This window comes from Erwinia oleae (genome assembly GCF_000770305.1).
Classification (GTDB): Bacteria; Pseudomonadota; Gammaproteobacteria; order Enterobacterales; family Enterobacteriaceae; genus Erwinia; species Erwinia oleae.
The window spans coordinates 1-25554 of sequence record NZ_JNVB01000029.1; the positions used below are offsets into that span (position 1 = coordinate 1).

The following is a 25554-nucleotide window of genomic DNA, read 5'->3' on the forward strand; positions in this document are numbered from 1 at the left end:
TGTTGTTCTCTGCACAATGTGTTTACACCGTTGAGTTGGCGCATTTTTGAGCAGAGGGGTAGCGACAGCGCCCCGTTTCAGAGACCCTGGTTGCTTAAATGTAGTAGAAATCCTTCTCCACGCCACTTGGCATCTTGTTTTCAGATATTTCCCTGATGCGATTAGGGTCAAAACGGCGTCTACTTGATTTGGCAGAACTTTTTCGCGGACTCTCTCGGTGCGCGCCTATCAGGATCGGTTTCAGGAGTGGAGTATGAAGCAGTTGGTTATCGATGTTTTAATGAAAATCGCCAATATCGAAGTTGAGGCAAAAGAACTTACCGCGCAGGTTGAAGCACAGTCTTTGCTGGTTGCCGCGCTGTTGCTGACGGCAGGTAAAGAGGGCAATAACAGTGACTCAATTTCAGAAAATATTAATAACGCGATCGTAGTGGCATCCCATTCAGGGAAAGGCTTTTTGCGCTCGGACGTTGACCTGCTCTTGACGCACGTCAATCGTCTGCTGGCGGTGACCAGTTTTGTCGACGAAAAGGCCAAAGAGGAAGAGTAATTTTTTTACACCATCAAACCGATTTAACCCCTGTATCAAATAACGCTTGTGAAGGTAGAACGGTTGTTCTACCTTTGCAGGATGCAAACGACAACCCCGATTTACGAACAGCTGCTGGATATCGCTGAACAGCTTATCTATCAACATGGCATTCACGCTACGGGCATTGATTTGCTCGTTAAAACCTCCGGCATTTCACGTAAAACTATCTATCGCTATTTCGCTAATAAAGAGGCGCTGTGCGCGGCCGCGCTTGAGCGCCGCGATCGCCGCTGGATGGCCTGGTTAGCGCGTGAATCACAGGCGGACGATCCTCACGGGCGCATACTGGCGCTGTTTAGCGCGTTGAAAAAATGGTTTGGCAGCGATGATTTTCGCGGATGTGCGTTTATCAATACGGCGGGTGAAATTAGCGATCCCTCGCATCCGCTGCGTCACATCGCCCGCGACCATAAAAACAACCTTAAAACATTTATCACCGGGCTTTGTCGTGAGGCGAATGTCGTTGATTGCGACATCATGGCCAGCCAGCTGTTATTGCTGATTGACGGCGCGATAACCGTTGCGATGGTCATGAACGATGTTTCTGCGGCAGACGACGCGCAACAGATCGCGCGCCGCCTGCTCGCTCCTGTCTGATCCTCCTGAGGAGAAAATGATGTCTGGAAACAGTGAACGTAGACTGCCACTGCCGCCTTTTACGCATGAAACGGCTATTGAAAAGGTTCGTCTTGCAGAAGACGGCTGGAACAGCCGCGATCCGCACAAGGTGGCGCTGGCTTACACCGTTGACACACAGTGGCGAAACCGCGCGGAATTTGTCACCAATCGTCAGGAAGCCGCCGATTTTCTGAGCAGAAAGTGGGCGCGCGAACTGGACTATCGATTGATCAAAGAACTGTGGGCGTTTGAAGGCAACCGCATTGCGGTGCGCTATGCCTATGAATGGCATGACGACTCCGGCAACTGGTTCCGCTCTTATGGCAATGAGAACTGGGAGTTTGATGAAAATGGATTGATGGCGCGGCGTTTCGCCTGCATTAACGATCTGCCAATAGCGGAAGCCGGGCGCAAATTTCACTGGCCGCTGGGACGCAGGCCGGATGACCATCCGGGACTGAGCGAGCTGGGTCTGTAGTGTTTCAGTGGATGTGCGTGGTTTCTTCGCTGTCGCTGCCGTGACTGCGGTAAACCTCACCGCAAAGCAGCACAGCGTTGGGGCGTCGTTCTTTGATACGCGCCGCCATACGCTCGCATACTTCCCGCGAGGGAAAAAGATGTTCAGAGATCGGCAGCGCTTCGCAGGCGTCATTCCCGCAGGCGCTGACCAGTAAGACAAAACCAATCAACATGGCTCACTCCGTTGAAAGAAAGTATCGCTAAGTATAGGTGATGAGCGAGACGGTGACGGCAGCATACTGATGGATGTCGTGTGAAGGGTGGTTTTGTTGCAGAAACGGATGATAGCGGCCCTTCCGCAGAAGGGCCATGCGTAACACTTAGTGAGCGACGGTATTGGTCGTCGTGCCGGTGCTGGTGGTAGAGCCATCGCCGTCACCGCCGCCGCCCATGGTGGCTAAAGCCACGCCCAGCAGCGCGCCTACTGCGCCAACGCCCACGGCGTTGGAATCGCCTTCAGACATCGTGGTGGCTTCGCTACCTGCCGCCGCGCCTTCGGTTGTTGCAGCCTGAGCGCCTACGGAGCCGACCAGGGTAATTAATAGTGCCAGTGCAGTCATTTTTTTCATTTTTTATACTCTTCTCAGTCGGGATCGAATCACAATGTGAGGAAGCATAATCGAAAGCGCCGCCTTTGGAAGCGGGCTTTTAGCCGATTTTATGCGGGTTATGACCGGCATGTGACAGAAACAGATCCGACGTAATATTGAGCTTTCCTTTCACTTTTTAAGCGAGGCGTTGCGGTTCCGGGATACGGATCGGCCTGCCGCTGTGCTTTATCGTCGGGAAGCTGAGATTTATCGCAGCGAAGCGGTGCGAAATCTTCTTAAACAGCATAAATTCAGGCGGTCATAAAAAAGCGCCGATCATTATCAGAATTTCTGTCTGCTTTTAGGATTAATTCCCGAGGGGTATTTCTTTCACAATATCAGTGAGATCGCCCTGGTCGCGTTAAGCGGCTTGTACAACTATTGGCAAAGCTGTGCAGCCTTTGCCAGGCTTAGCGTTCACCCAACAACAGGAGGAGACCATGCGAGATGAATCAGAAGCAACCGTAGGCAGTGAGGAAGAGGTGTGTAACATTATTGGTAAAGCGGTGGTTGACCTGAGCATCACAGGGCAGCCGGTAAATAAAGCGACTCTGGTGCTTAAGCTATTAACCATGGCCGATCAGGACGATGATGACGAGAGAATCCTTCTTTACTGGATTGCCCGTAAAGCAATTAACCAACCGCAGAGATTTGCGACAGCCTGGTGATTTTTATGGCATCTGGCATTTCAAGCCTGTCGAACGGCCGCTCATTATGAGCGGCCGTTTTCGTTATTGACTCAGGCAATTTTTCTCATCCAGGGGATAAGCCGCAGAAGCCAGCAAATCAGGGCGGACAGCGCATAAGAGGCGATCGCCACGCCGGGAATGATCAGGGCGGAATCGTAGTTATTAAAGCTGAAATTAAATATCCGCAGCAGCGTCTCCAGCACCATCATATGTACAAAGAATATGCCCAGACTTAAACGCGACAGCGTTCTGATGACGGCGATACCTCTTCTGCTCCATGAAAAACGCGCATTTAACAGCATAAAGAAAGCGGAGACGGAGATCGCAACAATAGTGGGGGCAGAATAGAACAAGAATATCGGGTTGGGTGCCTGAGTGCTGACGGAGAGAGAATAAGTCAGCACCGACGTCAGCACGGCGGAAAGAATAAACACGATTGTCGCTATGGTCACCTTCGGATTAATATTAAAGCGCCGTGCCACGCCGCCAAAAATATAGAATCCTGACAGGTAAACCACCATATCGATATTACTGAGGATGGCTTCCGTTTTACCCTCAATCAGGTTCGCCTTCACGTTATCAAAAAGCACGTAGACCGACGCCAGCACGAACCAGACGGTAAGCGTATAGTTGATGCGCTGGCGGCTGCCGTTCTGAATGAAGGTGTTCAGCAGCGGCGTAAGCAGGTAAAGCAGGATCAGCGTGTAAATAAACCATAAATGGGGATAGACCGGCTGGCTGAGCACGTCCAGCAGGCTGACAGGCTTACTGATCCCGCTGACATAGCGCGCATAAAAAATATAAACAATTGACCAGACAACCAGCGGAATGATCAGATCCAGCACGCGCGTTTTCAGCGCGCTGAGCAGTGATTCATTTTTATTAAGTGAAACGTAACCCGCAATAAGTAAAAAAAGCGGGAACGCCGTGCGGCCGAGCGCTTCATACAGCACCGAAACGGACCAGGCGCGGTGAAAATAGTTAAATGAGAATGCTGCCGTATGCAGCAAAATAACCAGAAACGTCGCCAACAGCGTCAGCAACTTAATATTGATCGTTTTCAACGCCTAACCCCTTGTCAAAAAGCATAAACCGCCCCGGCAGGGCGGGCTAGTGCTGTCAGGTAAAGGTAACATATTCCTTATGGCTGACGTATCTTCAGACGTGAAAAAAGGCGTTTTAAAGCATTACCCGCGCGATGAAGCGCGTTCGATAGTGATGGCGCCGGGGCAGTTTTCTGCGGGCGGCACCAGCCGATATTCGGCTTTGCCCTGGTGAATATAAATACAGGCGCGTCCAGCTTCGCCGCCGTCCTGCTCCTGTGCCAGCCGCAGCGTGACGGGCTCTGCCTGAGCGGCCGTCCAGCACAGCGCGGTGAATAACAGAGAAGACGTCAGCTTTTTCAACATGCTAAATCCGTTCATTGATATGCGACCAGAAGTAAGAAATTTCAAAAAGTGACAGGGCATAATCCTGTCGGCCGCTATGAAGTTAGCGCCAGCACCGGGCAGGCTGCAAGGTCGTGACTGCATTATCAGACGAAGCCGGTATGAGAAAGCAGGCGTTGAACAGGCGAGGTGAGAGATCTGGTGTTAATTTTTGCATTAAAATCAATAGGATAACGCGTTATGCGCTTCAATTCAGGGCGGCAAACAAACGATTTGACTTAGGGAATAAAAGGCAGGAAAAGAGGGTGAAGAAAAAATAGCCTCGGGAAGTGGGAAACCCACATACACTTCCTGAGGCCATGCAAATGCATAATTCGTTACGAACAATAAACTACCTCAGCCCTTAACATTTGTACAACTTTTTCACGCGTGTTGTACAACTTTGTGTAAGCGAATGTATATCCGTGTAAATTGTAGGGTTTAGGCGAACGGCGTGTATTGACCTTCCCCCTGCTGGAAGGTGGAAGATGCCTCGCGTTACCCACCCACGCTAATGAAGGAAAGAGTATGAACGCCATTAAATGCGGCCTGATTTTTTCGCTGTTACTCTCCTGCGCCGCGCAGGCTGAAACCATGAAGAACCACCCGAGCGATGACGCCGCACAGCAGAGCTATCACGCAGGCATGAGCAAAATGCATGAAGATATGATGGCCGGAATGAAAGAGAGTAATTCTGATGTCGCCTTCGCCAAAGGCATGATCGCTCATCACCAGGGCGCCATCGATATGGCGCAAACAGAGCTGAAATACGGTAAAGATCCGGAAATGCGCAAGCTGGCAGAGGCGATTATCAAAGCGCAGCAGCCAGAAATCGATCAGATGCAGAATTGGCTCAAACAACAGAAGCGCTGATGACGCGCACGGACGTGAAAAAATCCGCCCAAAAAGGGGAAAAGCGTTAAAATTACTCTTTTCCCCCTTCAATTATGGAATCCCTATGTCATCAGAAATCGCACACCCTTCCACCAATCCTAAACAGGCCGCGCTTCAACTGGTCATCGAACTGGTTCGCGCGGGCAAGCTCAGCCCGCTTCAGGGCGATGCGTCGAATATGATCTCAATTTACGAGCAGTTCAAAGCCCATTTCGAAGCGGACAAACAGAAAAAAGCCTCTGTTTCAGCGATCCTGTAATGCCTGAACGCGGCCGTTATGCATAGTGACGGCGCGATCGCACATATGTTCGATTACATCGGCATCGTGACTCACCAGCACCATCGTCAGATTATCCTGCTGCTTGAGCCGGTTAAGCAGATTCAGAATCTCCGCCTGTACCGACATATCCAGCGCCGAGGTAGGCTCATCCAGCAGCAGGATCTTCGGCTCCAGCAGCAGCGCCCGCACAATGGCGACGCGCTGCCGCTGGCCGCCGGAAAGCTGATGCGGATAGCGATCCGCCAGCGACGGATCGAGTCCCACATGACGAAATCCGTTTTCTATCCGCGTGTTAATATCGCTTTTCTTTAACAGCTTCAGCGGCTCTGCCAGCGTGCGCCGCAGGCGATGTCGCGGGTGCAGAGACGCGTAAGGGTCCTGAAACACCATTTGCACGTCCTGACGCAGTTGGCCGGTAAAGGCGCCCCCCGGCGTCACCGGGCGTCCTGCAAGGTTCATCGCGCCCTGCCAGTGGGGATTCAACCCTGCCAGCACCCACAGCAGCGACGATTTGCCGCAGCCGGACGGGCCGACCAGGCCAAAACACTCGCCGCTGGCAACCGACAGCGAGACGTTATGCACCACGGTTCGGCTCTCATACCCCTGGCGATGCGAGACGCTCAGGTCATTCAGCTCAATCATGTTCACGCAATGCCTCCATCGCCGTGCGATCCAGCACCGGCAGCGGCTTACCGTGCGTCGCCTTGCCCGGTCGACAGGCCCACAGCGTGCTGGTGTAGGGATGCGTGGCATGCGGCAGGTCGGCGGCGGGTAGCCTGTCGAGGATCCTGCCCTGATACATCACCATCACGCGTTCGCAGTGTTCGGAAACCTGTTGGAGATCGTGACTGATCAGCAGCAGGCCCATATTGCGTTCGTCGACCAGGCGGCGGATCAGCGTCAGTACCTGGTCGCGCATCGCATGATCCAGTGCCGAGGTGGGTTCATCGGCAATCAGCAACTGCGGATCGGAAATCAGCGCAATCGCCAGCATCACGCGCTGGCCCATGCCGCCGGAGAGCTGATGGGGATAGCGATCCATCAGCGTCTTCGGCTGAGGAAGACCGACCGCGTCGAGCATCTCACACACCTTCTCTTTTATTTCTGCCCGGCTCAGGCGGCCATGCAGTTTTAACGGTTCTGCCACCTGCCAGCCGATGGTGCGCATCGGGTTAAGCGCGTATTTCGGGTCCTGCATTACCATCGCCATCTGGCTGCCGCGCAGCTGGCTCCATTGCCGCTCGCTCAACGACGTGGCGTCCTGCCCGGCGACGCTCAGCGTTCGGGCGGTCAGGTGCAGCGAAGGCGCGAGCAGGCCCATCAGGCTGCGCGCGGTGAGCGACTTGCCGGAGCCGGACTCGCCCACCAGCGCCACGCGTTCACGGCCAAGTGAAAAGCTGATAGCGTCCACCAGCGTGCTGCCTGCGGCAGTGGCGATGGTCAGGTCGTTCGCCGTGATCAGATTTGAAGTCTCAGTTGCCATGTCGGGTATCCAGTCTGTCGCGCAGGCCGTCGCCCGTCAGGTTAAAGGCCAGGCTGGCAAGCAGGATAGCGCCGCCGGGCGCGGCAGCGACCCACCACTGATCGAAGATCACTTTGCCGCCTTCCGCCACCATCGATCCCCATTCGGCGGTAGGCGGCTGAATACCCATGCCGAGGAAACCCAGACCGGCTGCGGAGAGAATAATACCGCCAAGGCTCAACGCGGCGCGTACCACGGCGCTGGGAACGCACAGCGGCAGAATATGCCCGAACATCAGGCGCGGGCCGGTAATGCCCTGCATTCGCGCAGCGGAAAGGTAGTCACTGCGACGCAGGGCCAGCGTTTCGCCGCGCGCCTGGCGGGCAAACGGCGGCCAACTGGTTAACGCCAGCGCCAGCGCGCCGTTCATCAGGCCGGGTCCGAGCATGGCCACCAGCGCCAGCGCAATCACCAGGTTTGGCAGCGACAGAAAGATATCAGTAATGCGCATCAGCACGCGCTCGGTCCAGCCGCCAAGGTAGCCCGCGCAAATACCGACCAGCATGCCCACCGGAATGGTCAGCACGAGGATCAGCGAAACCAGCAGCAGGGTGGGACGCGCGCCGTAAATCACGCGTGAAAGCAGGTCGCGTCCGAAGCCGTCGGTGCCGAACCAGTGTGCGGAGGAGGGCGGCATCAGCCTGGCGGACATCGTCTGCACATTCGGATCGAACGGCGCCAGCAGCGGAGCAAAAAGCGCCGCGCAAATCAGCACCAGCACCAGGCCGCCGCCGATAGCCAGCGACGTTATGCGTTTATGTCGATGCCGACGCGGCGCGGCGCTTTCAGCATCGGTTAAATGTTGCGTCATCGTGTTCTCGGATCGCTAAGGTAAGTGAGTGCGTCAGCCAGCGCATTCAGGGTGATAAAGCAGCCGCCAATCAGCAGCGTCGATCCCAGAATGGCGGGCGTATCGGTGGCGAACAGCGCGGAAGTCATATAGCGCCCGACGCCGGGCCAGGCAAACACCGTTTCCGTCAGCACCGATCCCTCCAGCAGCGACGCATAAGCAAGGGCCAGCACGGTAATCAGCGTGCCGCGCACGTTCGGAAAGATATGCAGCAACAGGATCCGGCCACGGCTGGCGCCTTTGGCGCGGGCAAGGGTAACGTACTCTTTGTTGCTCTCTTCAAGCAGAGCGCTGCGCAACAGGCGAGTGATGGATGCCATCGCCAGCAGTCCCAATACCACCACCGGCAGCCAGAGGTGAGCAACCGCGTTGCGAAACATCTCCGCATCGCCCGACAGCCAGCTGTCAACCAGCACCAGCCCGGTTTTGGGTTCCAGCGTATAGATCCAGATATCATCCAGCCTTCCCGGGCCGGCAGACCAGTGCAGCACGGCGTAGAACAGCAGCAGCCCCAGCAGACCGAGCCAGAACACCGGCACGGAAAAGCCCAGCAGCGAGATCAAACGCGCAGCGTGGTCCACCACGCTTCCCGGTTTCCATGCGGCCAACAGCGCCAGCAGAATGCCGAAGGTCGCGCCGAAGATCATCGCGCAGGTTGCCAGCTCAAAGGTGGCGGGAAAGGTGCGCAGCAGATCGCTGGCCACCGGCTGATGCGTCAGGCGGGAAATGCCTAAATCGCCGTGGAACAGGTGCACCAGATAGCGCCAGAACTGCGTCAGTACCGGCTGATCCAGCCCCAGATCGTGGCGAATTTGTTGATAGGTTGATTCGCTGGCGTGATCCCCGGCCAGTTGCAGCACGGGATCGACCGGCGACAGATGTGAAAGCATAAAAGTGAAGGCCAGCAGGCCGAGCAGCGTCACCACCAGCGACAGGACGCCGGTCAGCAGCCGCTGGCTTTGTCGCCATACCAGCCGGGCGGACCCGGCTTCTGTTGCAGCGTGCGCCATTACTTACTGACCTGACCGTAGTAAACCATATCCGGATTGATGGCCTGTACGTATCCTTTCAGGTTATCACGCAGCGCAATCAGGTTACGCGCCTGAAGGCCAACCACAAACGGCGAGCTTTTCTGCACGTCGCGCTGCATGTCCTGGTACAGCGCCACGCGCTTCGCTTTGTCATTTTCAGCAGTTGCGGCCAGCGTCTTTTTATTCAGTTCAGGAATATGCCAGTTGGCGCGCCAGGCAAGCGTGGTGCTGCCGTTTTCCGGGTTCCAGGCGAATGCCGACGCGTTGGTATTCGGATCGAAATAGTCTGCGCCCCAGGAGTTCAGCGTCGCTTCATAGCGATGCGATTTCACATTGGTGGAGATTTCATTACTCAGGCCCGGGAGCAGCTCAACCTTCACGCCGCCTTTAGCAAAGCTGGCCTGAAGCGCCTGCGCAATATCCAGGTACGGCGGCTGGTTACTGACGATCAGCTTAAAGCTGACGTTCTTCAGGCCGGCCTTGCTGAGAATAGCCTTCGCTTTTTCCGGATCGTACTGATAAGGGTTGTCCTTCAGCGCGCCCAGATAGCCTTCCGGCAGGAACGACTGATGCACCTGGAACTGGCCTTTCAGCAGGTCGTCAGCGATGCCGTGATAGTCGAACAGATAGCGGGACGCCTCCCACAGGGCGGGATTCTTCAGTACCGGATTGGCTTCAGCATTGAACATAAGGTAGTAGAGCGACGCCATCGGGATGGCCATCGGCTTCACGCCCGGTTTGCCTTTCAGCGCGGCCAGCTGGTCGGTGCCCAGGTTACGTGCGATATCGGCATCGCCCTGCTCCAGCAGCAGGCGGCGTGCGGCAGGATCGGGAACGTTTTTGATCAAAACATTTTTCAGTTTCGGGGCGCCGCCTGGCGACGTTGGGTTGGCGCTCAGCAATACCACCTCATGCGGCACATATTTGCGGAGCTGGAACGGGCCGCTGCCCGCCGAATGCGCGCCCAGCCACGCGTTGCCGAAATCGCCTTTCTGCACATGGGCCGAGGCCGTTTTTTCATCAACGATGGAAGACACCGGCGCCGCCAGCAGGCTGAGCACGTAGTTTGCGCTGACGTCTGCCGTCCAGTTTATCTGCACATGGCTGTCATCGATTTTTTTGAGCTGGCCGTCAACGTTATCTTTTGTCCAGCCCAGCTGCGTCAGAATAAAAGAGGGATCGAGGTTCAGCTTCACCACGCGGCTCAGCGAAAAAATCACGTCTTCAGGACGAACAGGGTTACCGGAAGCGAATTTCGCGCCATCGCGCAGGGTAAAGATCAGGCTGCGATTGTCGCTGCCCGCCTGCCAGCTGCTGGCCAGCGTCGGTTTCAAATCAACGGGGTTCTGCGGATCGGACTGCACCAGGCGTTGATACAGGTTAGTGAAGGCCTGCACCGACGTCAGCTCAAAACCTTCTGCCGGGTCAAAGCTGCTGGCATCATCAATGGACTGTGCGATGACCAGCGTATCCGGCGGCGTGGCGGCCTGCGCGGTAAATGAACCAGCCAGCGCGACAGCCAGCATTGACGGAACAATAATCTTCATGACATTTCCTTACTTTTTTTGATTACGCGAGTGTAGATGAGCGGACGTAAGGAAGAATAGTTGATTAATCGCTATCATTATTCGTTTGCGTTATAACCAGCGCAAAGTAGTTATAAAAATTAATCATTCAGGTGAGCGAATGCGAAAAATAGCGCCAGATCCACGGCGACATGCCGATTGCGTTATTCAACATATGCAGCATGACGGGCAGCAACAGGCCGCCAGAAAGCAGCCTCGCATAACAGAGCAGCAGCGAAAGCGCGCTGAGGGCAATAATGGTCTGTAAATGTGCGTACTGGGTATGCATGGCGGCAAAGAGCAGCGAGGTCAGCAGCGCGCAGGCAAAGCGCTGGTCGGGCGCCCACAGCAGCAGACCCTGAAGTACGAACCCCCGAAACAGGATCTCCTCAAATACCGGCGCAAGCACAATTACCGCCAGCGCGAAAAGCAGAAGCTGTGGCTGTCCGCCGCTGAGCTGGTCGGCGGTCCAGCTCTCCTGTCGCAGGAAAAACGACTGCGAGATAATCAGCGCCAGCAGCAGCAGGCTGAACAGCGCGAGCTGTCGCACCTTCACCGTCGCCAGCGGGATAGTGTCGTAGTGTCGACAGTACCAGTAATAAAGCGGCGCCAGTACGCAAAACTCCAGCGCACACAGTAACGGCATCAGCATGCCGCTACTGCGCAGCGCAGTCTGATAAGGCAGCATGCTGATGATGAGGGTGATGGCATACCAGACAACGAACATGCCTGCACACAGCAGGGTGTGGATCACTCTGTCGGAAAGGTTGCGCATGGTCGGTTCTCTGGCCGGGGAGCAGCGGATAGTAGCAAGCGCTGCCGGGGCCTGTCGAGACGGCGAGCCGGGTTATCAGCCTAAACTGTTCGCATCACGGGCCGATAACAGATCAATAAGGCGTCGGTAAATCCGGCGCGCAGAGCAAGCTAACGGGTCGCGTTGCTTGATGAGGCAACTGAAAAAGGGTCCGTAGTGAATGAATTATCCTCCGCTGCCAGAACATCACATCGTCACTGACGATCACAAAGCGGCTTTTTTCACGCGAAGGCTGCTGATGTCGCTGATCCTGCTGCTTTCCGGCGTCATCCTGCTGGCAATGCTGCTGGTCGTAGGCATTGCCTGGCGACAGAATGAAGACGCCACGCAGCAGCAGCGTTTCCTGCTCAGTAATATGTGGAAAGACAAGCGACAAAGCATCCTCACCGATATTCGCGACTACGCCTTCTGGAGCGAGGCGTGGAATCACCTGCATTTACAGGTCGATACGGTCTGGGCCTTCGATCAGCAAAATTTTGGACCCGGTTTGTTCCAGGAATATCACTACGAAGGCGTTTTTGTGGTGGACGGTCAGGGGCGCACGCGCTATTCGGTGATTAACGGCAAGCTGGATACGCTACCGCTTGAGAGCTGGCTTGGCATCCATGCTGCGCCGTTGATCAGAAAAGCACGGTCGCTGGCGACGACGGAGGCTGCGACAACGCAAAATGTCATTATCGGCACCACGCCCGCGCTGGTTGCCGCCGCCGCAATTACCCCCGGCAAGGTGCCCGGGCTGGGTACCCTCCCTGGTCCGCCGTCGGTTATGGTCTTTGTCTCTCGCTTCACGCCGGAAAAGCTGAAGCGCCTGGGCAACGCCGTCGGGGTAAAAAATGTCAGGGTGCCAACCACCGCACAGGATGCCTTCGTGACACCTTTTATGGTGGAAGAGGTGGCGGAAGACGCGCCGATTATCATCCGCTGGGATCCGCGCCAGCCGGGACGCAATCTGCTTATCTGTTTGCTTCCGGCACTGTTTTTTGCGGCGTTCGCGCTTGGCCTGGTCGCCCGCAGAGTGATTAACCATGCTATGTCCAGCGCGGTGCTCTCCGACCGGCGATTTGCCCAGTTGAAGCACAGCCAGCGCGAGCTGGCGGCAAGCGAAGCGCGTTTCCGCGACGTAGCGGAAACCGCCTCAGACTGGATATGGGAAACCAATCCGCAGGGGATGATCACCTATCTTTCCCGCCGCTTCACTTCGGTGACCGGTTTTGAAATAAGCCGCATGCTGGGGCGCTCCATCGACGATATCCTGCTGCATGAAACGGAAGCGGTTTCACTGTGGATTTTCCAGCAGCGCGCTGACGGGCAGCGCAGGCAGCTACGCTGCTACTCGTTTTCTGCGCAAAATGAGAAACGTATTTGTAGCCTGGTGGCGAATCCGGTGTTGCTGAAAGGCCAGATCGCAGGCTATCGCGGCACGGTATCGGATATCACCCAGGAGGTCGAGGCCGAAGCGCGACTGCACTATCTGTCGCAGCACGACACGCTCACCGGCCTGCCTAATCGCGTTTACATGCTGGAATTTCTGCGCGGTAAACTTCACGCGCAGCCAACGGCCGAGCGCCCGCTGGTGTTGATCAGTCTCGATCTCGATCGCTTTAAGCCCGTTAACGATGCCTTTGGTTATGCGGCGGGCGACAGCGTGCTGGTTGAAGCCTCACATCGACTGCGCGGCGCGCTGAACGCGGGCGATCTGGTTTCCCGGACAGGCGGCGACGAATTTATGCTGCTGGTTTGCGATCTGACCAATGAGGAAGAGATTGACCACTGCTGCGTTCGGTTGCAAAGCGAACTGTGTCGGCCTTTTTATATCGGGCAGCAGGAGCTCTTTATCGGCGTCAGTATGGGGATTGCGCTGGCGCCGGTTGACGCGATGCAGGCGGATGAGCTGTTGCGTCTGGCGGATATTGCACTCTATAAATCCAAGCGGGAAGGGCGCAACTGCTGGACGTGGTATCGCCCGGATATGGCTGAGCAGCTGATTCATCGACGCGAGCTGGAGCGAAACCTGCGTATGGCTATCGTCAATGACGAGCTGAAACTCTACTATCAGCCGCGCTACTGTCTGCAAAAATCCCGAATGGAAGGGGCCGAAGCGCTGATCCGTTGGGCGCATCCGCCAACCGGCCTGATCATGCCGGACAGCTTTATTCCGCTGGCGGAAGAGACCGGTCTTATCATCGAGGTCAGCAACTGGGTGCTGCTCCGCGCCTGTACTGACGCACTGGCGTGGCCGAACATGATGTATGTATCGGTTAATATCTCGCCGGTCGAATTCCGCAGCGGTAACCTGGTGAAGCGCGTGGCTGATGCGCTGCACAAAAGCGGTCTGGCGGCCAGTCGACTGGAGCTGGAGATCACGGAAAATATTACGCTTGAGAATCCTCAAAACGCACTGACAATGATGCAGGCGCTGAAAAAACTGGGCGTCAGGCTGACGGTGGATGACTTTGGCGCGGGCTATGCCTCGCTCAACTATCTTAAGACCTTCCCGTTTGACGGCATGAAAATGGATCGCTCTTACCTGCATGACTTTCCGCAATCGCGACAGGCGGTATCGATTGTGGAGGGCATCATCGCCCTTGGCAGAGCGTTCTCGCTAACGGTCACGGCGGAAGGGATTGAGACACAGGCGCAGTGGGAAGAACTGAAGGCGATTTCGTGTCAGGAAGGGCAGGGTTACTATCTGGGGCGTCCAATGCCGCTGGAGAGATTTTTACCCCTGCTGGATACGCCGCTCCTGTTAGAAAGCCACAACGTTGAGCATTAAAAAAGCCCGTCAATACGGGCTTTTTGATTAGCGGACTTTTACCGCGACCAGCGTCATGACCGCTGCAAAAGCAACAAAGCTGAACAGTGCCATTGTGCCCTCCTCATCTGAGATTATTCCTAATTATAATGCAGTGTTGCTGATTATTTGAACACTTTGTGCCCCATTTTGTACCCGGCCAGGTTTTTAGCCCCTGCGTAAAAGCCGTACGCCTGTTGGCATGAATCTGCTAACCTTTGCCGGGTCTTAAGGTCGTTAAAGAATGAAAAGGAGAGATAAATGATATTTTCCAGAAGGATGATGGTCGCCGCCGCGCTGGTTATGCTGGCGGGATGTCAGTCTGACGCAAAGCCGGGCGGCGCCGCTGCGCAGGCCGATTCTGAAATTGATCGCTGTGGTGCATCGCAGTACCAGCAGTACGTGGGTAAACCGCTCTCATCGATTTCATCACTGAAGTTCGAGCATGCCGTGCGCGCTATCCCGCACAACTCGGCGGTAACGATGGACTTCAACCTCAATCGTCTGAACTTCCTGGGTGACGAAAAGAACAACATCACCAAAGTCTACTGCGGCTAACGTCGGGGCCGGATTAACCGGCCTTCTGCACATCTTAGCGATACCATTTATTTGCCCACCACATACGCAATCGCATCCCGGTATCGCTTGTCCAGCCGCTGGTACTCAGCACCGCCTGGCCTTTTGAGACGACGATCAGCGTCGGCATGACGTTAAGCCCCCACTCGGCCACCATCTCGCCCTGCGGATCGTTCACGATGGGTTGCGTCAGATGCCGGCCTCGCATAAGGCGAATGATCCGGATGTCATCACCTGAGTTCAGCGATACGGTCAGCACGTTGCCACCGCTCGCGCGCAGCCGTTGAACGTTTCGAGACGCATACTCACAAACACCGCAGGTACTGGACCAGACATAGATCAACAGCGGTTTTTTAGCGCTCAGTTCAGCGAGGGTCACGGCCATGCCATCAATGGTGTAAAGCGGCCTGTCGGCGAAATCTGTGGGGAGGTTCGGGGCGCGCAGCCAGTCCATGATGGTCAGCATTGTAACCAGCAGCGCGGCCAATAACAGCACGACGCGGAGATCCTGTCGCTGTTGATGACGACAGGCGTTTTTCCAACTGTCGTTATAAAAAAGGGGTAATTTTCGGCTATCCATGCCAGTGTTTCGCTATCCATAGGCTTCGTTCATCTATCCCGCCATAATAGCCAGCAAATTTTCTGTGGCAATCATTTCATACCTGAACCAGACATCTGTCATCCGGCTGTCACACCTGCGCGCTACGCTGCGCTGGCAATTTCTCTCTTATTCTAAAAACGATTAACCCGTCTCATTCCCGCCGCGTGCGGGCTTTTTTTGGATGGCTGACGCCGCGAGACTCCTGCTTTTCATCCATTACCTGCGCCAGCAGATTGCGATAGCCGTTCAGCCTTGCTTCGTCCACCTCGCCTTCCAGACGCGCAATAATAATGCGGACGATCGCTTTATTGGTGGCCGGACGCCCGTCGCGCATCAGTTCCATCATCACCGCAGCCAACAGCTCACTGACGTTTGGCGCGTGAAAGGCCGGACTGTTGAAGTAGTCAGTAATAGCGCGTCCCGCGCCGGGGAGAGAGCGGCCCATCATTAACCTCCGCAAAAGCGCCAGCGACCGCCTTCAGGCGGAGCGAAGAGAGTAAAAAGTGATACTGAGCCGATTCGCCAGAACGGCGGACCGCGACATAGCCTGAAAAATAATCAGGCGGGAATTTTTAAACTCTAGATGTGGCGGTCAGAAAGTCCAGTAACAATCAGAAATATTTTCAACGAGGCCGATTAAAGGCGTTAGAGACATTACAGAAATGGTGCTTCCGGAGAAAAACAGCCAGTAAAGAGATCAGCAATAAGCAGGGGAAATTTAAAAAGTACAATAAATAACAATGGGTTATTTTTTATTTGCGATTATTTTCCGGGAAGGGGTTGTACTCCCTCCTCCATTATGAGTAAATGCACCGTCGGTTTTGAAACAGACAGCGTATGCGAGCCATTTTAGTAAAGCAGTTTTCAGTTAAAGCGTTATCTCAGATATCTCTTCTTCCTGACTTCCTTCTTAAGTGCCCCATAAGTCCATCCTGTTCACAAAGCCCCACGCCATTATGGCCTCACACTTATTGAAGGAAAGACACATGTCTAACAAAATGACTGGTTTAGTAAAATGGTTCAACGCTGAGAAAGGTTTCGGCTTCATCTCTCCAACCGACGGCAGCAAAGACGTGTTCGTACACTTCTCTGCTATCCAGAACGGTGGTTTCAAAACCCTGGAAGAAGGTCAGAAAGTTGAATTCTCAATCGAAAACGGCCAGAAAGGCCCGGCAGCTGCTAACGTTACTGCACTGTAATTTCGATTGCTGAATACTCAGCATAAAAAACCCGCCAACTGGCGGGTTTTTTGCTTTCTGGCATCGCGCTGGCTTCAGGTATGACATCCGTTCTGGTTATTGTTTCGCTATAAATCTTACCCTCTGACCTCTTCGCCCAACGCCAGCGTGTTAGACTTTATATTCACACGTAATCATAGGTTAAACGCGCCGCGCGATGGAATCCTGGAAAATTAACCTCATTTCAGTCTGGTTTGGCTGCCTTTTTACCGGGCTGGCTATCAGTCAGATCATTCCCTTTCTTCCTCTCTACGTCGAGCAGCTTGGCGTCACCGATCACGATTCCTTAACGCTCTGGTCCGGTCTGATTTTCAGCGTCACTTTTATGATTTCCGCCATCGTTTCACCGATGTGGGGCAGCCTTGCCGATCGCAAAGGGCGCAAGCTGATGCTGCTGCGCGCCTCGCTGGGCATGGGCATCGTGATTTTCCTTCAGGCTTTTGTCACCAACGTCTGGCAGCTTTTCCTGCTGCGGGCGCTGATGGGATTGACTTCGGGCTATATTCCCAACGCGATGGCGCTGGTGGCGGGGCAGGTGCCGCGCGAGCGCAGCGGTTGGGCGCTGAGCATGGTATCTACCGCGCAGATTTGCGGGGTGATCATGGGGCCGATGATGGGCGGCTTCCTGGCTGATAAAGTCGGGCTGCGCGCGGTATTTTTCATTACCGCCGGGCTGCTGCTGACCAGCTTTCTGGTCACGCTCTTTTTGATCAAAGAAGGCGGTCGCGTGCAGATAAAGAAAGCGGACAAGCTCAGCGGCAGCATGGTTTTCCGCTCGCTGTCACATCCCGGCCTGATCGTCAGCCTGTTTATCACCACCCTGGTTATTCAGCTGTGCAACGGTTCGATTAGCCCGATCCTGACGCTGTTTGTACGTGAACTGGAGCCGAACGTGCAGAACATCGCTTTTCTCAGCGGCGTGGTTACGGCGATCCCCGGCGTCTCTGCGCTGTTTTCTGCGCCGGCGCTGGGCAAGCTGGGCGACAGAATCGGCGCGCAGCGGGTTCTTTTTGCCGCGTTGATCCTGACATTTTGCCTGTTCGTCGCCATGTCATGGGCAGGCAGCGCCTTTGAACTGGCGGCGCTGCGCTTTATGTTAGGTTTCGCGGAGGGCGCGATGATGCCGGCGGTGCAAACGCTGCTGCTGCGCTACTCCAGCGATCGCGTTACCGGGCGCATATTTGGTTATAACCAGTCGTTTATGTACCTCGGCAACGTGGTCGGGCCGCTGACCGGATCGGCGGTCTCTGCCATTGGGGGCTTCCGCTGGGTTTTTGCCGCCACAGCAACGTTCGTACTGATCAATACGGTTCAACTGATGCTGGTGTGGCGTCGTCGTAAAACGACGCCGGACCGTATGGAATAGGCTATACCATCGTTAACGTTACCGACCAGACATAGCGTGAACCGTCCAGTAGAAACTCAGGGCTGACGCTCGGACTCCAGGAGTCGTCGCCGCCAACGCCCATGTGATAGCCATCAAGGCTTAACCAGCAACCCTCTTCCTCTTCCAACAGGTGTCTGTGCGAGGTGTCGCGCAGTTGTTCCAGACCATACCGGCTGAGCGAAAAGTGGAAGTCGCCCGTCACGCTGAGCACGCCAGCCTGCAACCTTTTTACGCCGCCGCGCAGGCCGTTTTCCGACGGAAACACATACGGCGTACAGAGCGCATCCAGCGGCAGCGTCCAGCGGGAAAACTGCGCCGCCAGCCGCCGGTCGGGATAGTTTTCATGCGGCCCCAGCCCCAGCCAGCTTGCCTCGGCGGGCACGTCGCGCAGCCGACAGCGCAGGCCGATACGCGCCGGGAAGGGCTGGCCCGCCGCGACGCTAACGTCCATGGTCACGCAGAGCGCCCCGCTGGCGTCAATTTCAAAACGTTTCTGACTGACAAAGCGGGTTTCCCCGGCGAACTGCCATGCCTGTACTATCGTCACGCGTCCGCCGGGACGGTCGCAGCGCAGATCAATGAGGTGACAGGTCAGATCGTTGTATCCTGCCTGCTGCCAGCGCGACACCCAGGCGTTGGGATCGACTTTCGCCACTTCGCTGATGCCGATGTCATTGTCCACCGGCGCCCGCACGAAGAGGTCGCGCAGCGGTGAGAGCAACTGCGGCGAGCCATCCACCTGCCACTGCACCAGATCGCCGCTGCGCGTGCAAAACTGCCAGCATTGCCGCTCGTGCGTTATTTCAAAACGATCGGGGTGTTCATGTATAGCCGGCGCAATCGGCGATCCCATGCGAGCAGGCAGCACCAGCGTCGACGGCAATCGCCACTGATCCCAGGCGACGCGATGAGCCTCTGGTGACCAGGCGGTAGCCGCTGGCTGAATAACTGAGACATTCAACCATACGTCGCCGTCTGATTGTGGCGCGTCGCCCAGCGTCAGCGTGGCGCTGCCTTGTGGGGCAAGGACTAACGCCAGTTCGCCGCCGTCGATCCGTTCACCGTTATGCTCAATGTTCCAGCGCAGACGTTCATTATCCGTCTGGCGAAACAGGTATTCACTGCGCACGGTGAGCGTCAACGGCGCGGTGCTTTCCAGCGTAAACTGAAAAAACTGCTGCGCGCGCTGCGCCTCATACAGCGCCGGATGCGGCGTGCGATCGGCAAAGACCAGCCCGTTCATGCAGAACTGGCGATCGTTCGGGCTGTCGCCGAAATCGCCACCGTAGGCCTGCCAGGCGGTGCCGCGCTGGTCATAGCGCGTCAGACTCTGATCCACCCAGTCCCAGACAAAGCCGCCCTGAAGCCGCGGAAACTGACGAAACGCCTGCCAGTATTTGGCGAAACCACCCAGGCTGTTGCCCATCGCATGTGCGTACTCGCACAGGATCAGCGGGCGCGTCTCCTCCGGCAGGCCGATCCATTTCTTGATCGACCATTTCGGCACCGCCGCAAACGGCTGATCCTGATCCACCCGCGCGTACATGGGACAGATAATATCCGTGGCGGCGGTGTCGGCGCCGCCGCCTTCGTACTGAACCGGCCGGGTGCCGTCGCTGCTTTTTACCCAGCGCCACAGCGCATCATGGGTTGAACCGTGGCCGGACTCGTTGCCAAGCGACCAGATAATAATGCACGGATGATTGCGGTCGCGCTGCACCATCCGCGTCACCCGTTCACTGAAGGCGTTAAACCAGACTGGATCGTCGGAGAGACTGTTCATCGGCGTCATGCCGTGGGTTTCAATATTCGCCTCATCGACGACGTAAAGCCCGTAGCGGTCGCACAGACGATACCACAACGGATGATTGGGATAGTGCGAGCAGCGCACGGCGTTGAAATTGTGCTGCTTTATCAGTTGAATATCGCGCAGCATGGTAGACGCGTCCATCACCTGGCCGTGCTCGGGATGGTGTTCATGGCGATTGACGCCGCGGATCAGCAACGGTTTGCCGTTCAGTTTCAGCAGACCTTCATGGATAGCCACCTGACGAAAACCGACATCAAACGCTTCCACCTCCTGCAACTGCCCGTCGTTATCAAACAGGGCAATGGTTGCGCGATACAGATGAGGCGTTTCAGCGCTCCACAGATCGGGGCGATCGACGTGCAGGCTGAGCGTGGTGCGATCCTGATAGCGGCCGCGCTCATCAATGACTTCGCTGCCCATGCGCTGGCGTCCGCTGGCGATAAGCGCTTCGCCGCGCCAGAGCTGGACGGCGGCCTCGGCCTCGCCGGATGAGCACACCACCTTTACCTCAAGACTCGCGGAGAGAAAAGCCGGACCGAGCCGCGTTTCGATCTGCACGTCTTTCAGATGCAGCGCGGGCTTATGCAACAGGCTGACGTCGCGGAAAATCCCGCTCATCCGCCACATATCCTGATCTTCCAGATAGCTGCCGTCGCTCCAGCGTAACAGCAGTGCCGCCAGACGGTTTTCGCCCTCTTTCAGACTGTGGGTGAGATCAAATTCGGCGGGAAGCCGGCTGTCCTGCGAATAACCTATAAACTGCCCGTTACACCACAGATAGAAGGCCGAGCTGACGCCGTCAAACTGAATGCGCGTCTCACCATGGGCCAGCCAGCCCGCAGGCGCGGTAAAGGTCAGCGAATAGCAGCCGGTGGGATTCCCGGCGGGAACATACGGCGGGTTTACCGGGATCGGATACTGCACGTTGGTATAAACAGGCGCGTCAAAACCAGCCAGCTGCCAGTTCGACGGTACGCTGATCGACGAAGCATCGTGAAGATCCTGCATCAGCCAGCGGTCAGGCACGTGCTCAGGCGCGGAAAAATAGCTGAACTGCCAGTCGCCGTTTAACAACAGAAGGCTGGTGCTGGGCACATCATCGCGTGCGGCGGCCAGATCGCGCCAGCTACTGAAGGGCGGATGGGCAGGAAGGCGATGAATATGCGTAACGGCGGGGTTTTCCCAGTCACGGCGGCTGAGCTGCTGTTGAAGGTTCATTGGCGCGAGCAAGGTCATAACGATCTCTCTGCTGTGGAATGCGCTCACAATGCTGCCCGCAACAAAATTTGTAAAGTGCGGCGCGGGCAGCCTGCGAGCCTGACATCAGGAATTTACCGTGACAGGCAGCTTTTTTGCCGCTTTCCGACAGCAAAGTGTTAAGCGTGGTTACGCCGGGTTAATAGCCGCCCGAACAGGAGAATTCTGCATTGTCGGGGCTGCGGCCGCAGCTTAGTATCAGCGGCACAGCAATGGGAGGTATAAAAATATGAATCGTCTTATTAAAGTAGTGAGTGTGATTGCGCTGGTTACGGCGCTAAGTGGTTGCCTGTTTCCTCCTCCGGGCGGTGGCGGTGGCGGTGGCTGGGGTGGTCATGGCGGCGGCGGCGGCGGCCCGCGCGGTGGCTTCGCCATGGGGCCGGGACGCTAAAAAAATTCATCCGGGGGCGTAACGCCTCCGTTTTTCCATCCCGCTTTTGCGATCCCGCCGCGTTATTTTAACCTCTCTTCTCACCGACAAAAAATTTCCTGCCAGAATTGATCTGACTCACTTACATAAGGAATGCACCAATGAAAGCGATCTGTTTCATCGCAGGACTGGCGGCTATCGTCAGCAGCTACGTAACTGCCGCAGAACCCGGCGTGCAGCAGCAAAAAATGACGCAGTGTAATCATCAGGCCGGCGAAAAATCATTAAAGGGCGACGACCGCAAAACCTTTATGCAGGGCTGCCTGAAAAAAGAGGGCAGCAATATGGAAAAGATGACGCCTCAGCAGATCCGCATGAAAACCTGTAACGCACAGGCGGGCGAAAAAAGCCTTAAGGGCGCTGACCGTAAAACCTTCATGAGCACCTGCCTGAAAAAAAGCTAATGGGTGGGGCCGTCCGGCCCCGCTTCACTGTTTGCATAAATTTTTTTACGTTTTTAAAGCCCTTTATCAACAAAGGGTTATCCTGCCGTCTTTGCCGTTCCGCCTTCTTCTATGTTGTTCAATTCCTTATCAATGCCAGGCTTAATACTGTTAAATATAAAAATAAGGAGCGCTGTCGTGAGCTATCAGAACGCCCTGGTATTACAGGATTTACCTGAGGGTAAACCGGTCAGAGTGCCCATCGGGGACACTGACATTCTGCTGATCCGTAATGGCGAATCGGTGAATGCCTTTCAGGCAAAATGCCCGCACTCTGGCGCGCCGCTGGAAGAGGGCGCCATCTGCGAAGGCAAACTCATTTGCCCGTGGCATAAAGCCAACTTTGATATCAGCGACGGCCATCTGTGCGAACCGCTGGCGCTGAGCGATTTGCAACGCTATCCGGTCAACATTGAGAACGGCATGGTTCAGGTTGAACCTGAAGCTCTACCGCCGCTTTATCGTTTTTCAGCCGATCGGGAAGAGCCGGTTTTTGTGGTGCTGGGAACGGGCGCGGCGGGCAGCGCCGCCGCCTGGACCCTGCGTCGTGAAGGTTTTAAAGGGCGATTGGTACTGGTAGATCGGGAAACCGAAGCGCCCTATGATCGCACCGTACTGACCAAATTTGTCCCTGCCGGAAAAATGACCATTGATGAGGTGCCGTCGGTACTTGATGACGACTTTTTTGATGTCGCCGAACGTAAACAGGGTGACGTTGAGCAACTCGACACACAAGCGCAGACGCTGCGCTTCGCTGATGGCTCGACGCTGCGTTATGACAAACTGCTGATCGCCACCGGCGGCATACCGCAACGCCCGGATCTGGAAGGGAAGGTGCTGTTTGGCGTGCATGTCCTGCGCAGTCTCGAACAGGCGGAGACGCTGCTCAACGAGGTGGACAGCAGTAAAAAGCTGGTGATTATTGGCAATAACTTTATCAGCACCGAGCTGGCCTCTGCGCTACGCAGTCGTGATATTGACGTGCAAATTATCACCCGCTCACCGCTGCCGTTCGAAAAACAGTTTGGCGAAGAACTGGCGCGCTACTTCCGCAGGCTGCATGAAGAGAACGGCGTGCGCTTTGTCGAAGGTGAACCAGACAAACTTGAAGGCGCAGACGGAAAGGTGAACGGTGTCCGGCTGAAAAGTGGCGTCACCGTGGCGGCAGATGTGGTGCTGTTGGCAACCGGCGTGGCGCCGGGCACGGACTTTATTCACGATATCCCGTTACGTGATGATGGCAGCCTGACCGCAACCGAAACGCTTGAGGTGGCGCGCAACGTCTGGGCGGCAGGCGACATCGTCAGCTATCCGGTCGCAAGCGGCTATCAGCGCATTGAACACTGGCGCGTGGCGCAGCAGCAGGGGCGCATCAGCGCAAAAAACATGCTGGAGAAAACCGAACCGTTTAACCGGGTGCCTTTTTTCTGGACGGCGCAGTTTGGCACGCGCTATGAGTATCTCGGTCACGCCAGCGAGTGGGACGATTACACGCTGTTGGGTTCACTGGAGGACAAAACCTTCGTGGCGCTGTACGGGCAAAAAGGGCAACTGGCAGCGCTGGCCTCCTGCGGGATGTACACCTTTACGGCAGAGATGATACGTCGCATGCAGCATCCCTTAAGCGTTGACGAGGCGGCCTCGCTGGCGCAGAAGGCGCTTGATGAAAAACGCTAGTGCAACAGGGGCGCGAAGCCCCTTTTTTTGGCGTCAGGATTTACCCATGCTTTCTGATTTCGCCATACACTGCTGCATCGCGCCGATCACCGCCGCGCGGAAACCCTTCTCCTCCAGCACCTTCACCGCTTCAATGGTGGTGCCGCCCGGTGAACAGACCATGTCTTTCAGTTCGGCCGGATGTTTTCCGGTTTCCAGCACCATCTGCGCGGCGCCCTTAACCGCCTGCGCCGCAAACTGATAAGCCTGCGCACGCGGCATTCCGCCCAGCACGGCGGCATCCGCCATCGCTTCAATAAATAAAAATACATAGGCGGGCGCCGAACCGCTCACGCCCACTACCGCGTGGATCATAGACTCCGGCACGCGCTGCGCCTTACCGAACCCGTTGAAAATAGCGATGATTTCATTGGCTTCTTCCTCGGTGACCAGCACGTTAGGCGTTACCGAGGTCATGCCTTCATTCACCAGCGCAGGCGTGTTTGGCATCACCCGCACCAGCTTGCGATCGTGGCCCAGCACGCCTGCCAGTGAATCCAGCGTCACGCCCGCCGCAATGGACACCACCAGCGTCTCTTTATTCAGGCTGCCGGAAATCTCCTTCAACACGCTGAGGATGACGTTGGGTTTTACCGCGCCAAAGAGAATGTCCACCTGGCGGGCCAGTTCGTCCGCGCTGTTGGCGGGCGTGATGCCGTACTTCTCGTGCATGGCCTGGTTCGTGGCTGGCTTACGGTCATAAACCCAGATATTTTCTGCCTTAATCTGACCCGCGGAAATCATGCCGCCAATAATGGCCTGGGACATATTGCCGCAGCCAATAAAACCAATTTTCTTGTCCATTTCATGCTCTCTGTTTCGGTTACCTGCGTTTAGCTTACGTCATTCATCTTCTTAATCCAGTTTCGGCTACGCTTAAGCAACAATCAGGAGAAAAATATGCAGCCCAATCCGCAGGATGAAGAGCAAAGCCGACACTACCCCATTGAAGAAAATCTGCGCTGGCAGCGCATAGAGTGGGCCATTCAACGCGTGGGTTACCTGCTGCTGTTCGCCGTGGTGATCCTTGGCGCGTGTGGCCTGTTTTCCAAAGGCGTACTCAGCGACGTGACCGCGACCTCGTCCGACGGCACGCTACAGGTCAACTACGAACGTTTTGGCCTGCGTGACAGTGACATGACGATGACTATCCGGGTAAAGCCGCACCAGCCGGGACGATTTACCCTGGTCGTGAGCGGCGAGGAGATGGAGAATTTTCAGATTCAGTCGCTTCAGCCGCAGCCGCAGCGCGCCGTTACGCGTAATAACAGCCTTGAATTAACCTGGGAAACGTCGATGAATGACGGCGCCACGGTATGGATAGGATCGCAGGCGCTAAACCCAGGCCGTTACCCGGTAACCATCACCCTGGATAACGCCGCAAAAGTGAATTTTACTCATTATATTTATCCGTAGGAGTCAGGCATGGAAACGGTAATGCGTGCGGCGAGCATGTATCTGCTGCTGATGATCGTGTTGAAAATTGCGGGCAGGCGCACCCTGCTGGAGATGACCTCGTTTGATTTGATCCTGCTGCTGATTATCAGTGAGGCGACGCAGCAGGCGCTGCTGGGCAACGATTTCTCCATAACCGGTGCATCGCTGACCATCATTACGCTGATCGTGGTGGATATTCTTTTCGGGATGCTGAAATCACGCTTTCCGCGGCTCGATATGCTGATTGACGGCACGGCATTGATTCTGGTGGAAAACGGACGCGTATTGCCTGAACGCGCCCGACGCGCGGGGATCTCTGAAGACGATATTCTGAATTCGGCGCGCAGTTCCGGCCTCGAACGCCTCGATCAGATCAAATACGCCATCCTTGAAAAGAACGGCAAAATTTCAATTATTCCTGAACAGCAGAACGGGTAGGTTTGGGGGACAAACGTTCCCCTACAAACAAGCCCGGTG

General features: G+C 55.8%; 29 protein-coding genes. 15 read left to right on the plus strand and 14 right to left on the minus strand.

The window, feature by feature from the left end:
* Positions 1–253 precede the first annotated feature (253 nt).
* The 3 genes from iraP (at position 254) to GS12_RS11185 (ending at position 1688) form a co-directional block, all read left to right on the plus strand.
* On the plus strand, positions 254–550 hold the full coding sequence (gene iraP, locus GS12_RS11175) for an anti-adapter protein IraP (protein WP_034946907.1): 297 nt from the start codon (positions 254–256) through the stop codon (positions 548–550).
* 81 nt (positions 551–631) lie between these two features.
* Complete coding sequence (locus GS12_RS11180; RefSeq protein WP_034946910.1) at positions 632–1189, plus strand: TetR/AcrR family transcriptional regulator; 558 nt, start codon at positions 632–634, stop codon at positions 1187–1189.
* Positions 1190–1208: 19 nt separating this feature from the next.
* The gene (locus tag GS12_RS11185; RefSeq protein ID WP_034946912.1) at positions 1209–1688 is read left to right on the plus strand and encodes a nuclear transport factor 2 family protein; all 480 of its coding nucleotides are present in this window, start codon (positions 1209–1211) and stop codon (positions 1686–1688) included.
* 4 nt (positions 1689–1692) lie between these two features.
* Here the strand turns inward: GS12_RS11185 and GS12_RS11190 are convergent, their stop codons facing one another.
* Together GS12_RS11190 and yjbE are read right to left on the minus strand one after the other, a co-directional pair.
* A complete protein-coding gene (locus tag GS12_RS11190; RefSeq protein WP_034912652.1) occupies positions 1693–1902 on the minus strand; it encodes a hypothetical protein in 210 nt (69 codons plus the stop codon).
* A gap of 147 nt (positions 1903–2049) precedes the next feature.
* Positions 2050–2298 (minus strand): exopolysaccharide production protein YjbE, encoded by a 249-nt coding sequence (gene yjbE / locus GS12_RS11195; RefSeq protein WP_034912654.1) that lies wholly within the window; start codon positions 2296–2298, stop codon positions 2050–2052.
* A gap of 461 nt (positions 2299–2759) precedes the next feature.
* Here yjbE and GS12_RS11200 point away from each other — a divergent pair, with 461 nt between their 5' ends.
* Positions 2760–2987 (plus strand): hypothetical protein, encoded by a 228-nt coding sequence (locus GS12_RS11200; RefSeq protein ID WP_034912656.1) that lies wholly within the window; start codon positions 2760–2762, stop codon positions 2985–2987.
* A gap of 71 nt (positions 2988–3058) precedes the next feature.
* Here the strand turns inward: GS12_RS11200 and GS12_RS11205 are convergent, their stop codons facing one another.
* Positions 3059–4072 carry an acyltransferase gene (locus GS12_RS11205; RefSeq protein ID WP_034946915.1) on the minus strand — a complete coding sequence of 338 codons (1014 nt, stop codon included), beginning with the start codon at positions 4070–4072 and terminating at the stop codon, positions 3059–3061.
* 123 nt (positions 4073–4195) lie between these two features.
* Positions 4196–4417, minus strand: a complete 222-nt coding sequence (locus GS12_RS11210) for a hypothetical protein (protein WP_051936983.1) — start codon at positions 4415–4417, stop codon at positions 4196–4198.
* Between the two features lie 546 nt (positions 4418–4963).
* Here GS12_RS11210 and copM point away from each other — a divergent pair.
* Positions 4964–5308: a CopM family metallochaperone gene (gene copM / locus GS12_RS11215; RefSeq protein WP_034946918.1), complete on the plus strand. Its 345-nt coding sequence runs from the start codon at positions 4964–4966 to the stop codon at positions 5306–5308.
* 85 nt (positions 5309–5393) lie between these two features.
* On the plus strand, positions 5394–5588 hold the full coding sequence (locus GS12_RS11220; protein ID WP_034912665.1) for a hypothetical protein: 195 nt from the start codon (positions 5394–5396) through the stop codon (positions 5586–5588).
* Here the strand turns inward: GS12_RS11220 and GS12_RS11225 are convergent.
* The 6 genes from GS12_RS11225 to GS12_RS11250 form a co-directional block, all read right to left on the minus strand.
* The gene (locus GS12_RS11225; RefSeq protein ID WP_034946921.1) at positions 5574–6251 is read right to left on the minus strand and encodes an ABC transporter ATP-binding protein; all 678 of its coding nucleotides are present in this window, start codon (positions 6249–6251) and stop codon (positions 5574–5576) included. The two genes, GS12_RS11220 and GS12_RS11225, sit on opposite strands and share 15 nt — an antisense overlap.
* Positions 6244–7092, minus strand: coding sequence for an ABC transporter ATP-binding protein (locus GS12_RS11230; RefSeq protein ID WP_034946924.1), 849 nt, complete (start codon positions 7090–7092; stop codon positions 6244–6246). The genes GS12_RS11225 and GS12_RS11230 overlap by 8 nt, the downstream gene beginning before the upstream one ends.
* The gene (locus GS12_RS11235; protein WP_034946927.1) at positions 7082–7942 is read right to left on the minus strand and encodes an ABC transporter permease; all 861 of its coding nucleotides are present in this window, start codon (positions 7940–7942) and stop codon (positions 7082–7084) included. The genes GS12_RS11230 and GS12_RS11235 overlap by 11 nt, the downstream gene beginning before the upstream one ends.
* Positions 7939–8991 (minus strand): ABC transporter permease, encoded by a 1053-nt coding sequence (locus GS12_RS11240; protein ID WP_034946930.1) that lies wholly within the window; start codon positions 8989–8991, stop codon positions 7939–7941. The genes GS12_RS11235 and GS12_RS11240 overlap by 4 nt, the downstream gene beginning before the upstream one ends.
* Positions 8991–10559, minus strand: a complete 1569-nt coding sequence (locus tag GS12_RS11245; RefSeq protein WP_034946933.1) for an ABC transporter substrate-binding protein — start codon at positions 10557–10559, stop codon at positions 8991–8993. The genes GS12_RS11240 and GS12_RS11245 overlap by 1 nt, the downstream gene beginning before the upstream one ends.
* A 127-nt stretch (positions 10560–10686) precedes the next feature.
* Entirely contained in the window at positions 10687–11352 is a 666-nt protein-coding gene (locus tag GS12_RS11250; RefSeq protein WP_034946936.1) for a CPBP family intramembrane glutamic endopeptidase, read from the minus strand.
* A gap of 199 nt (positions 11353–11551) precedes the next feature.
* On the opposite strand from GS12_RS11250, the gene GS12_RS11255 reads away from it, so the two are divergent.
* Both GS12_RS11255 and GS12_RS11260 read left to right on the plus strand, forming a co-directional pair.
* The gene (locus tag GS12_RS11255; protein ID WP_052118432.1) at positions 11552–14164 is read left to right on the plus strand and encodes a bifunctional diguanylate cyclase/phosphodiesterase; all 2613 of its coding nucleotides are present in this window, start codon (positions 11552–11554) and stop codon (positions 14162–14164) included.
* A 279-nt stretch (positions 14165–14443) separates the two neighbouring features.
* Complete coding sequence (locus GS12_RS11260) at positions 14444–14740, plus strand: I78 family peptidase inhibitor (RefSeq protein WP_034946939.1); 297 nt, start codon at positions 14444–14446, stop codon at positions 14738–14740.
* A gap of 34 nt (positions 14741–14774) precedes the next feature.
* Here GS12_RS11260 and GS12_RS11265 read toward each other — a convergent pair whose 3' ends face one another.
* Entirely contained in the window at positions 14775–15338 is a 564-nt protein-coding gene (locus GS12_RS11265; protein ID WP_052118433.1) for a redoxin domain-containing protein, read from the minus strand.
* A gap of 172 nt (positions 15339–15510) precedes the next feature.
* Positions 15511–15804, minus strand: coding sequence for a biofilm development regulator YmgB/AriR family protein (locus tag GS12_RS11270; RefSeq protein ID WP_052118434.1), 294 nt, complete (start codon positions 15802–15804; stop codon positions 15511–15513).
* Between the two features lie 541 nt (positions 15805–16345).
* On the opposite strand from GS12_RS11270, the gene cspE reads away from it, so the two are divergent.
* Together cspE and GS12_RS11280 are read left to right on the plus strand one after the other, a co-directional pair.
* Positions 16346–16558 carry a transcription antiterminator/RNA stability regulator CspE gene (cspE, locus tag GS12_RS11275; RefSeq protein WP_013200976.1) on the plus strand — a complete coding sequence of 71 codons (213 nt, stop codon included), beginning with the start codon at positions 16346–16348 and terminating at the stop codon, positions 16556–16558.
* Between the two features lie 196 nt (positions 16559–16754).
* Positions 16755–17963, plus strand: coding sequence for a multidrug efflux MFS transporter (locus tag GS12_RS11280; protein WP_034946942.1), 1209 nt, complete (start codon positions 16755–16757; stop codon positions 17961–17963).
* Position 17964: 1 nt separating this feature from the next.
* Here the strand turns inward: GS12_RS11280 and GS12_RS11285 are convergent, their stop codons facing one another.
* Entirely contained in the window at positions 17965–21030 is a 3066-nt protein-coding gene (locus tag GS12_RS11285; RefSeq protein WP_034946945.1) for a beta-galactosidase, read from the minus strand.
* Between the two features lie 250 nt (positions 21031–21280).
* Here GS12_RS11285 and GS12_RS24765 point away from each other — a divergent pair, with 250 nt between their 5' ends.
* The 3 genes from GS12_RS24765 to GS12_RS11295 all read left to right on the plus strand — a co-directional run bounded on the left by GS12_RS24765 (position 21281) and on the right by GS12_RS11295 (position 23601).
* Entirely contained in the window at positions 21281–21442 is a 162-nt protein-coding gene (locus GS12_RS24765; protein ID WP_162834963.1) for a hypothetical protein, read from the plus strand.
* A gap of 140 nt (positions 21443–21582) precedes the next feature.
* Entirely contained in the window at positions 21583–21885 is a 303-nt protein-coding gene (locus GS12_RS11290) for a PsiF family protein (RefSeq protein ID WP_034946948.1), read from the plus strand.
* A 177-nt stretch (positions 21886–22062) separates the two neighbouring features.
* Positions 22063–23601, plus strand: a complete 1539-nt coding sequence (locus GS12_RS11295; protein ID WP_034946951.1) for an FAD-dependent oxidoreductase — start codon at positions 22063–22065, stop codon at positions 23599–23601.
* A gap of 33 nt (positions 23602–23634) precedes the next feature.
* Here GS12_RS11295 and proC read toward each other — a convergent pair whose 3' ends face one another.
* Positions 23635–24444 (minus strand): pyrroline-5-carboxylate reductase, encoded by an 810-nt coding sequence (gene proC, locus GS12_RS11300; RefSeq protein WP_034946954.1) that lies wholly within the window; start codon positions 24442–24444, stop codon positions 23635–23637.
* A 96-nt stretch (positions 24445–24540) separates the two neighbouring features.
* On the opposite strand from proC, the gene GS12_RS11305 reads away from it, so the two are divergent.
* Together GS12_RS11305 and GS12_RS11310 are read left to right on the plus strand one after the other, a co-directional pair.
* Entirely contained in the window at positions 24541–25056 is a 516-nt protein-coding gene (locus GS12_RS11305) for a hypothetical protein (protein ID WP_034912683.1), read from the plus strand.
* Positions 25057–25065: 9 nt separating this feature from the next.
* Entirely contained in the window at positions 25066–25515 is a 450-nt protein-coding gene (locus GS12_RS11310) for a DUF421 domain-containing protein (RefSeq protein WP_034912685.1), read from the plus strand.
* Positions 25516–25554: the final 39 nt, after the last annotated feature.

Excerpts from the sequence above, each read along its gene's own strand:
- iraP (WP_034946907.1), top strand. The coding sequence starts at position 254 with ATGAAGCAGTTGGTTATCGATGTTTTAATGAAAATCGCCAATATCGAA.
- GS12_RS11180 (WP_034946910.1), top strand. The coding sequence starts at position 632 with ATGCAAACGACAACCCCGATTTACGAACAGCTGCTGGATATCGCTGAA.
- GS12_RS11185 (WP_034946912.1), top strand. The coding sequence starts at position 1,209 with ATGTCTGGAAACAGTGAACGTAGACTGCCACTGCCGCCTTTTACGCAT.
- GS12_RS11190 (WP_034912652.1), bottom strand. The coding sequence starts at position 1,902 with ATGTTGATTGGTTTTGTCTTACTGGTCAGCGCCTGCGGGAATGACGCC.
- yjbE (WP_034912654.1), bottom strand. The coding sequence starts at position 2,298 with ATGAAAAAAATGACTGCACTGGCACTATTAATTACCCTGGTCGGCTCC.
- GS12_RS11200 (WP_034912656.1), top strand. The coding sequence starts at position 2,760 with ATGCGAGATGAATCAGAAGCAACCGTAGGCAGTGAGGAAGAGGTGTGT.
- GS12_RS11210 (WP_051936983.1), bottom strand. The coding sequence starts at position 4,417 with ATGTTGAAAAAGCTGACGTCTTCTCTGTTATTCACCGCGCTGTGCTGG.
- copM (WP_034946918.1), top strand. The coding sequence starts at position 4,964 with ATGAACGCCATTAAATGCGGCCTGATTTTTTCGCTGTTACTCTCCTGC.
- GS12_RS11220 (WP_034912665.1), top strand. The coding sequence starts at position 5,394 with ATGTCATCAGAAATCGCACACCCTTCCACCAATCCTAAACAGGCCGCG.
- GS12_RS11225 (WP_034946921.1), bottom strand. The coding sequence starts at position 6,251 with ATGATTGAGCTGAATGACCTGAGCGTCTCGCATCGCCAGGGGTATGAG.
- GS12_RS11230 (WP_034946924.1), bottom strand. The coding sequence starts at position 7,092 with ATGGCAACTGAGACTTCAAATCTGATCACGGCGAACGACCTGACCATC.
- GS12_RS11235 (WP_034946927.1), bottom strand. The coding sequence starts at position 7,942 with ATGACGCAACATTTAACCGATGCTGAAAGCGCCGCGCCGCGTCGGCAT.
- GS12_RS11240 (WP_034946930.1), bottom strand. The coding sequence starts at position 8,991 with ATGGCGCACGCTGCAACAGAAGCCGGGTCCGCCCGGCTGGTATGGCGA.
- GS12_RS11245 (WP_034946933.1), bottom strand. The coding sequence starts at position 10,559 with ATGAAGATTATTGTTCCGTCAATGCTGGCTGTCGCGCTGGCTGGTTCA.
- GS12_RS11250 (WP_034946936.1), bottom strand. The coding sequence starts at position 11,352 with ATGCGCAACCTTTCCGACAGAGTGATCCACACCCTGCTGTGTGCAGGC.
- GS12_RS11255 (WP_052118432.1), top strand. The coding sequence starts at position 11,552 with ATGAATTATCCTCCGCTGCCAGAACATCACATCGTCACTGACGATCAC.
- GS12_RS11260 (WP_034946939.1), top strand. The coding sequence starts at position 14,444 with ATGATATTTTCCAGAAGGATGATGGTCGCCGCCGCGCTGGTTATGCTG.
- GS12_RS11265 (WP_052118433.1), bottom strand. The coding sequence starts at position 15,338 with ATGGATAGCCGAAAATTACCCCTTTTTTATAACGACAGTTGGAAAAAC.
- GS12_RS11270 (WP_052118434.1), bottom strand. The coding sequence starts at position 15,804 with ATGGGCCGCTCTCTCCCCGGCGCGGGACGCGCTATTACTGACTACTTC.
- cspE (WP_013200976.1), top strand. The coding sequence starts at position 16,346 with ATGTCTAACAAAATGACTGGTTTAGTAAAATGGTTCAACGCTGAGAAA.
- GS12_RS11280 (WP_034946942.1), top strand. The coding sequence starts at position 16,755 with ATGGAATCCTGGAAAATTAACCTCATTTCAGTCTGGTTTGGCTGCCTT.
- GS12_RS11285 (WP_034946945.1), bottom strand. The coding sequence starts at position 21,030 with ATGACCTTGCTCGCGCCAATGAACCTTCAACAGCAGCTCAGCCGCCGT.
- GS12_RS24765 (WP_162834963.1), top strand. The coding sequence starts at position 21,281 with ATGAATCGTCTTATTAAAGTAGTGAGTGTGATTGCGCTGGTTACGGCG.
- GS12_RS11290 (WP_034946948.1), top strand. The coding sequence starts at position 21,583 with ATGAAAGCGATCTGTTTCATCGCAGGACTGGCGGCTATCGTCAGCAGC.
- proC (WP_034946954.1), bottom strand. The coding sequence starts at position 24,444 with ATGGACAAGAAAATTGGTTTTATTGGCTGCGGCAATATGTCCCAGGCC.
- GS12_RS11305 (WP_034912683.1), top strand. The coding sequence starts at position 24,541 with ATGCAGCCCAATCCGCAGGATGAAGAGCAAAGCCGACACTACCCCATT.
- GS12_RS11310 (WP_034912685.1), top strand. The coding sequence starts at position 25,066 with ATGGAAACGGTAATGCGTGCGGCGAGCATGTATCTGCTGCTGATGATC.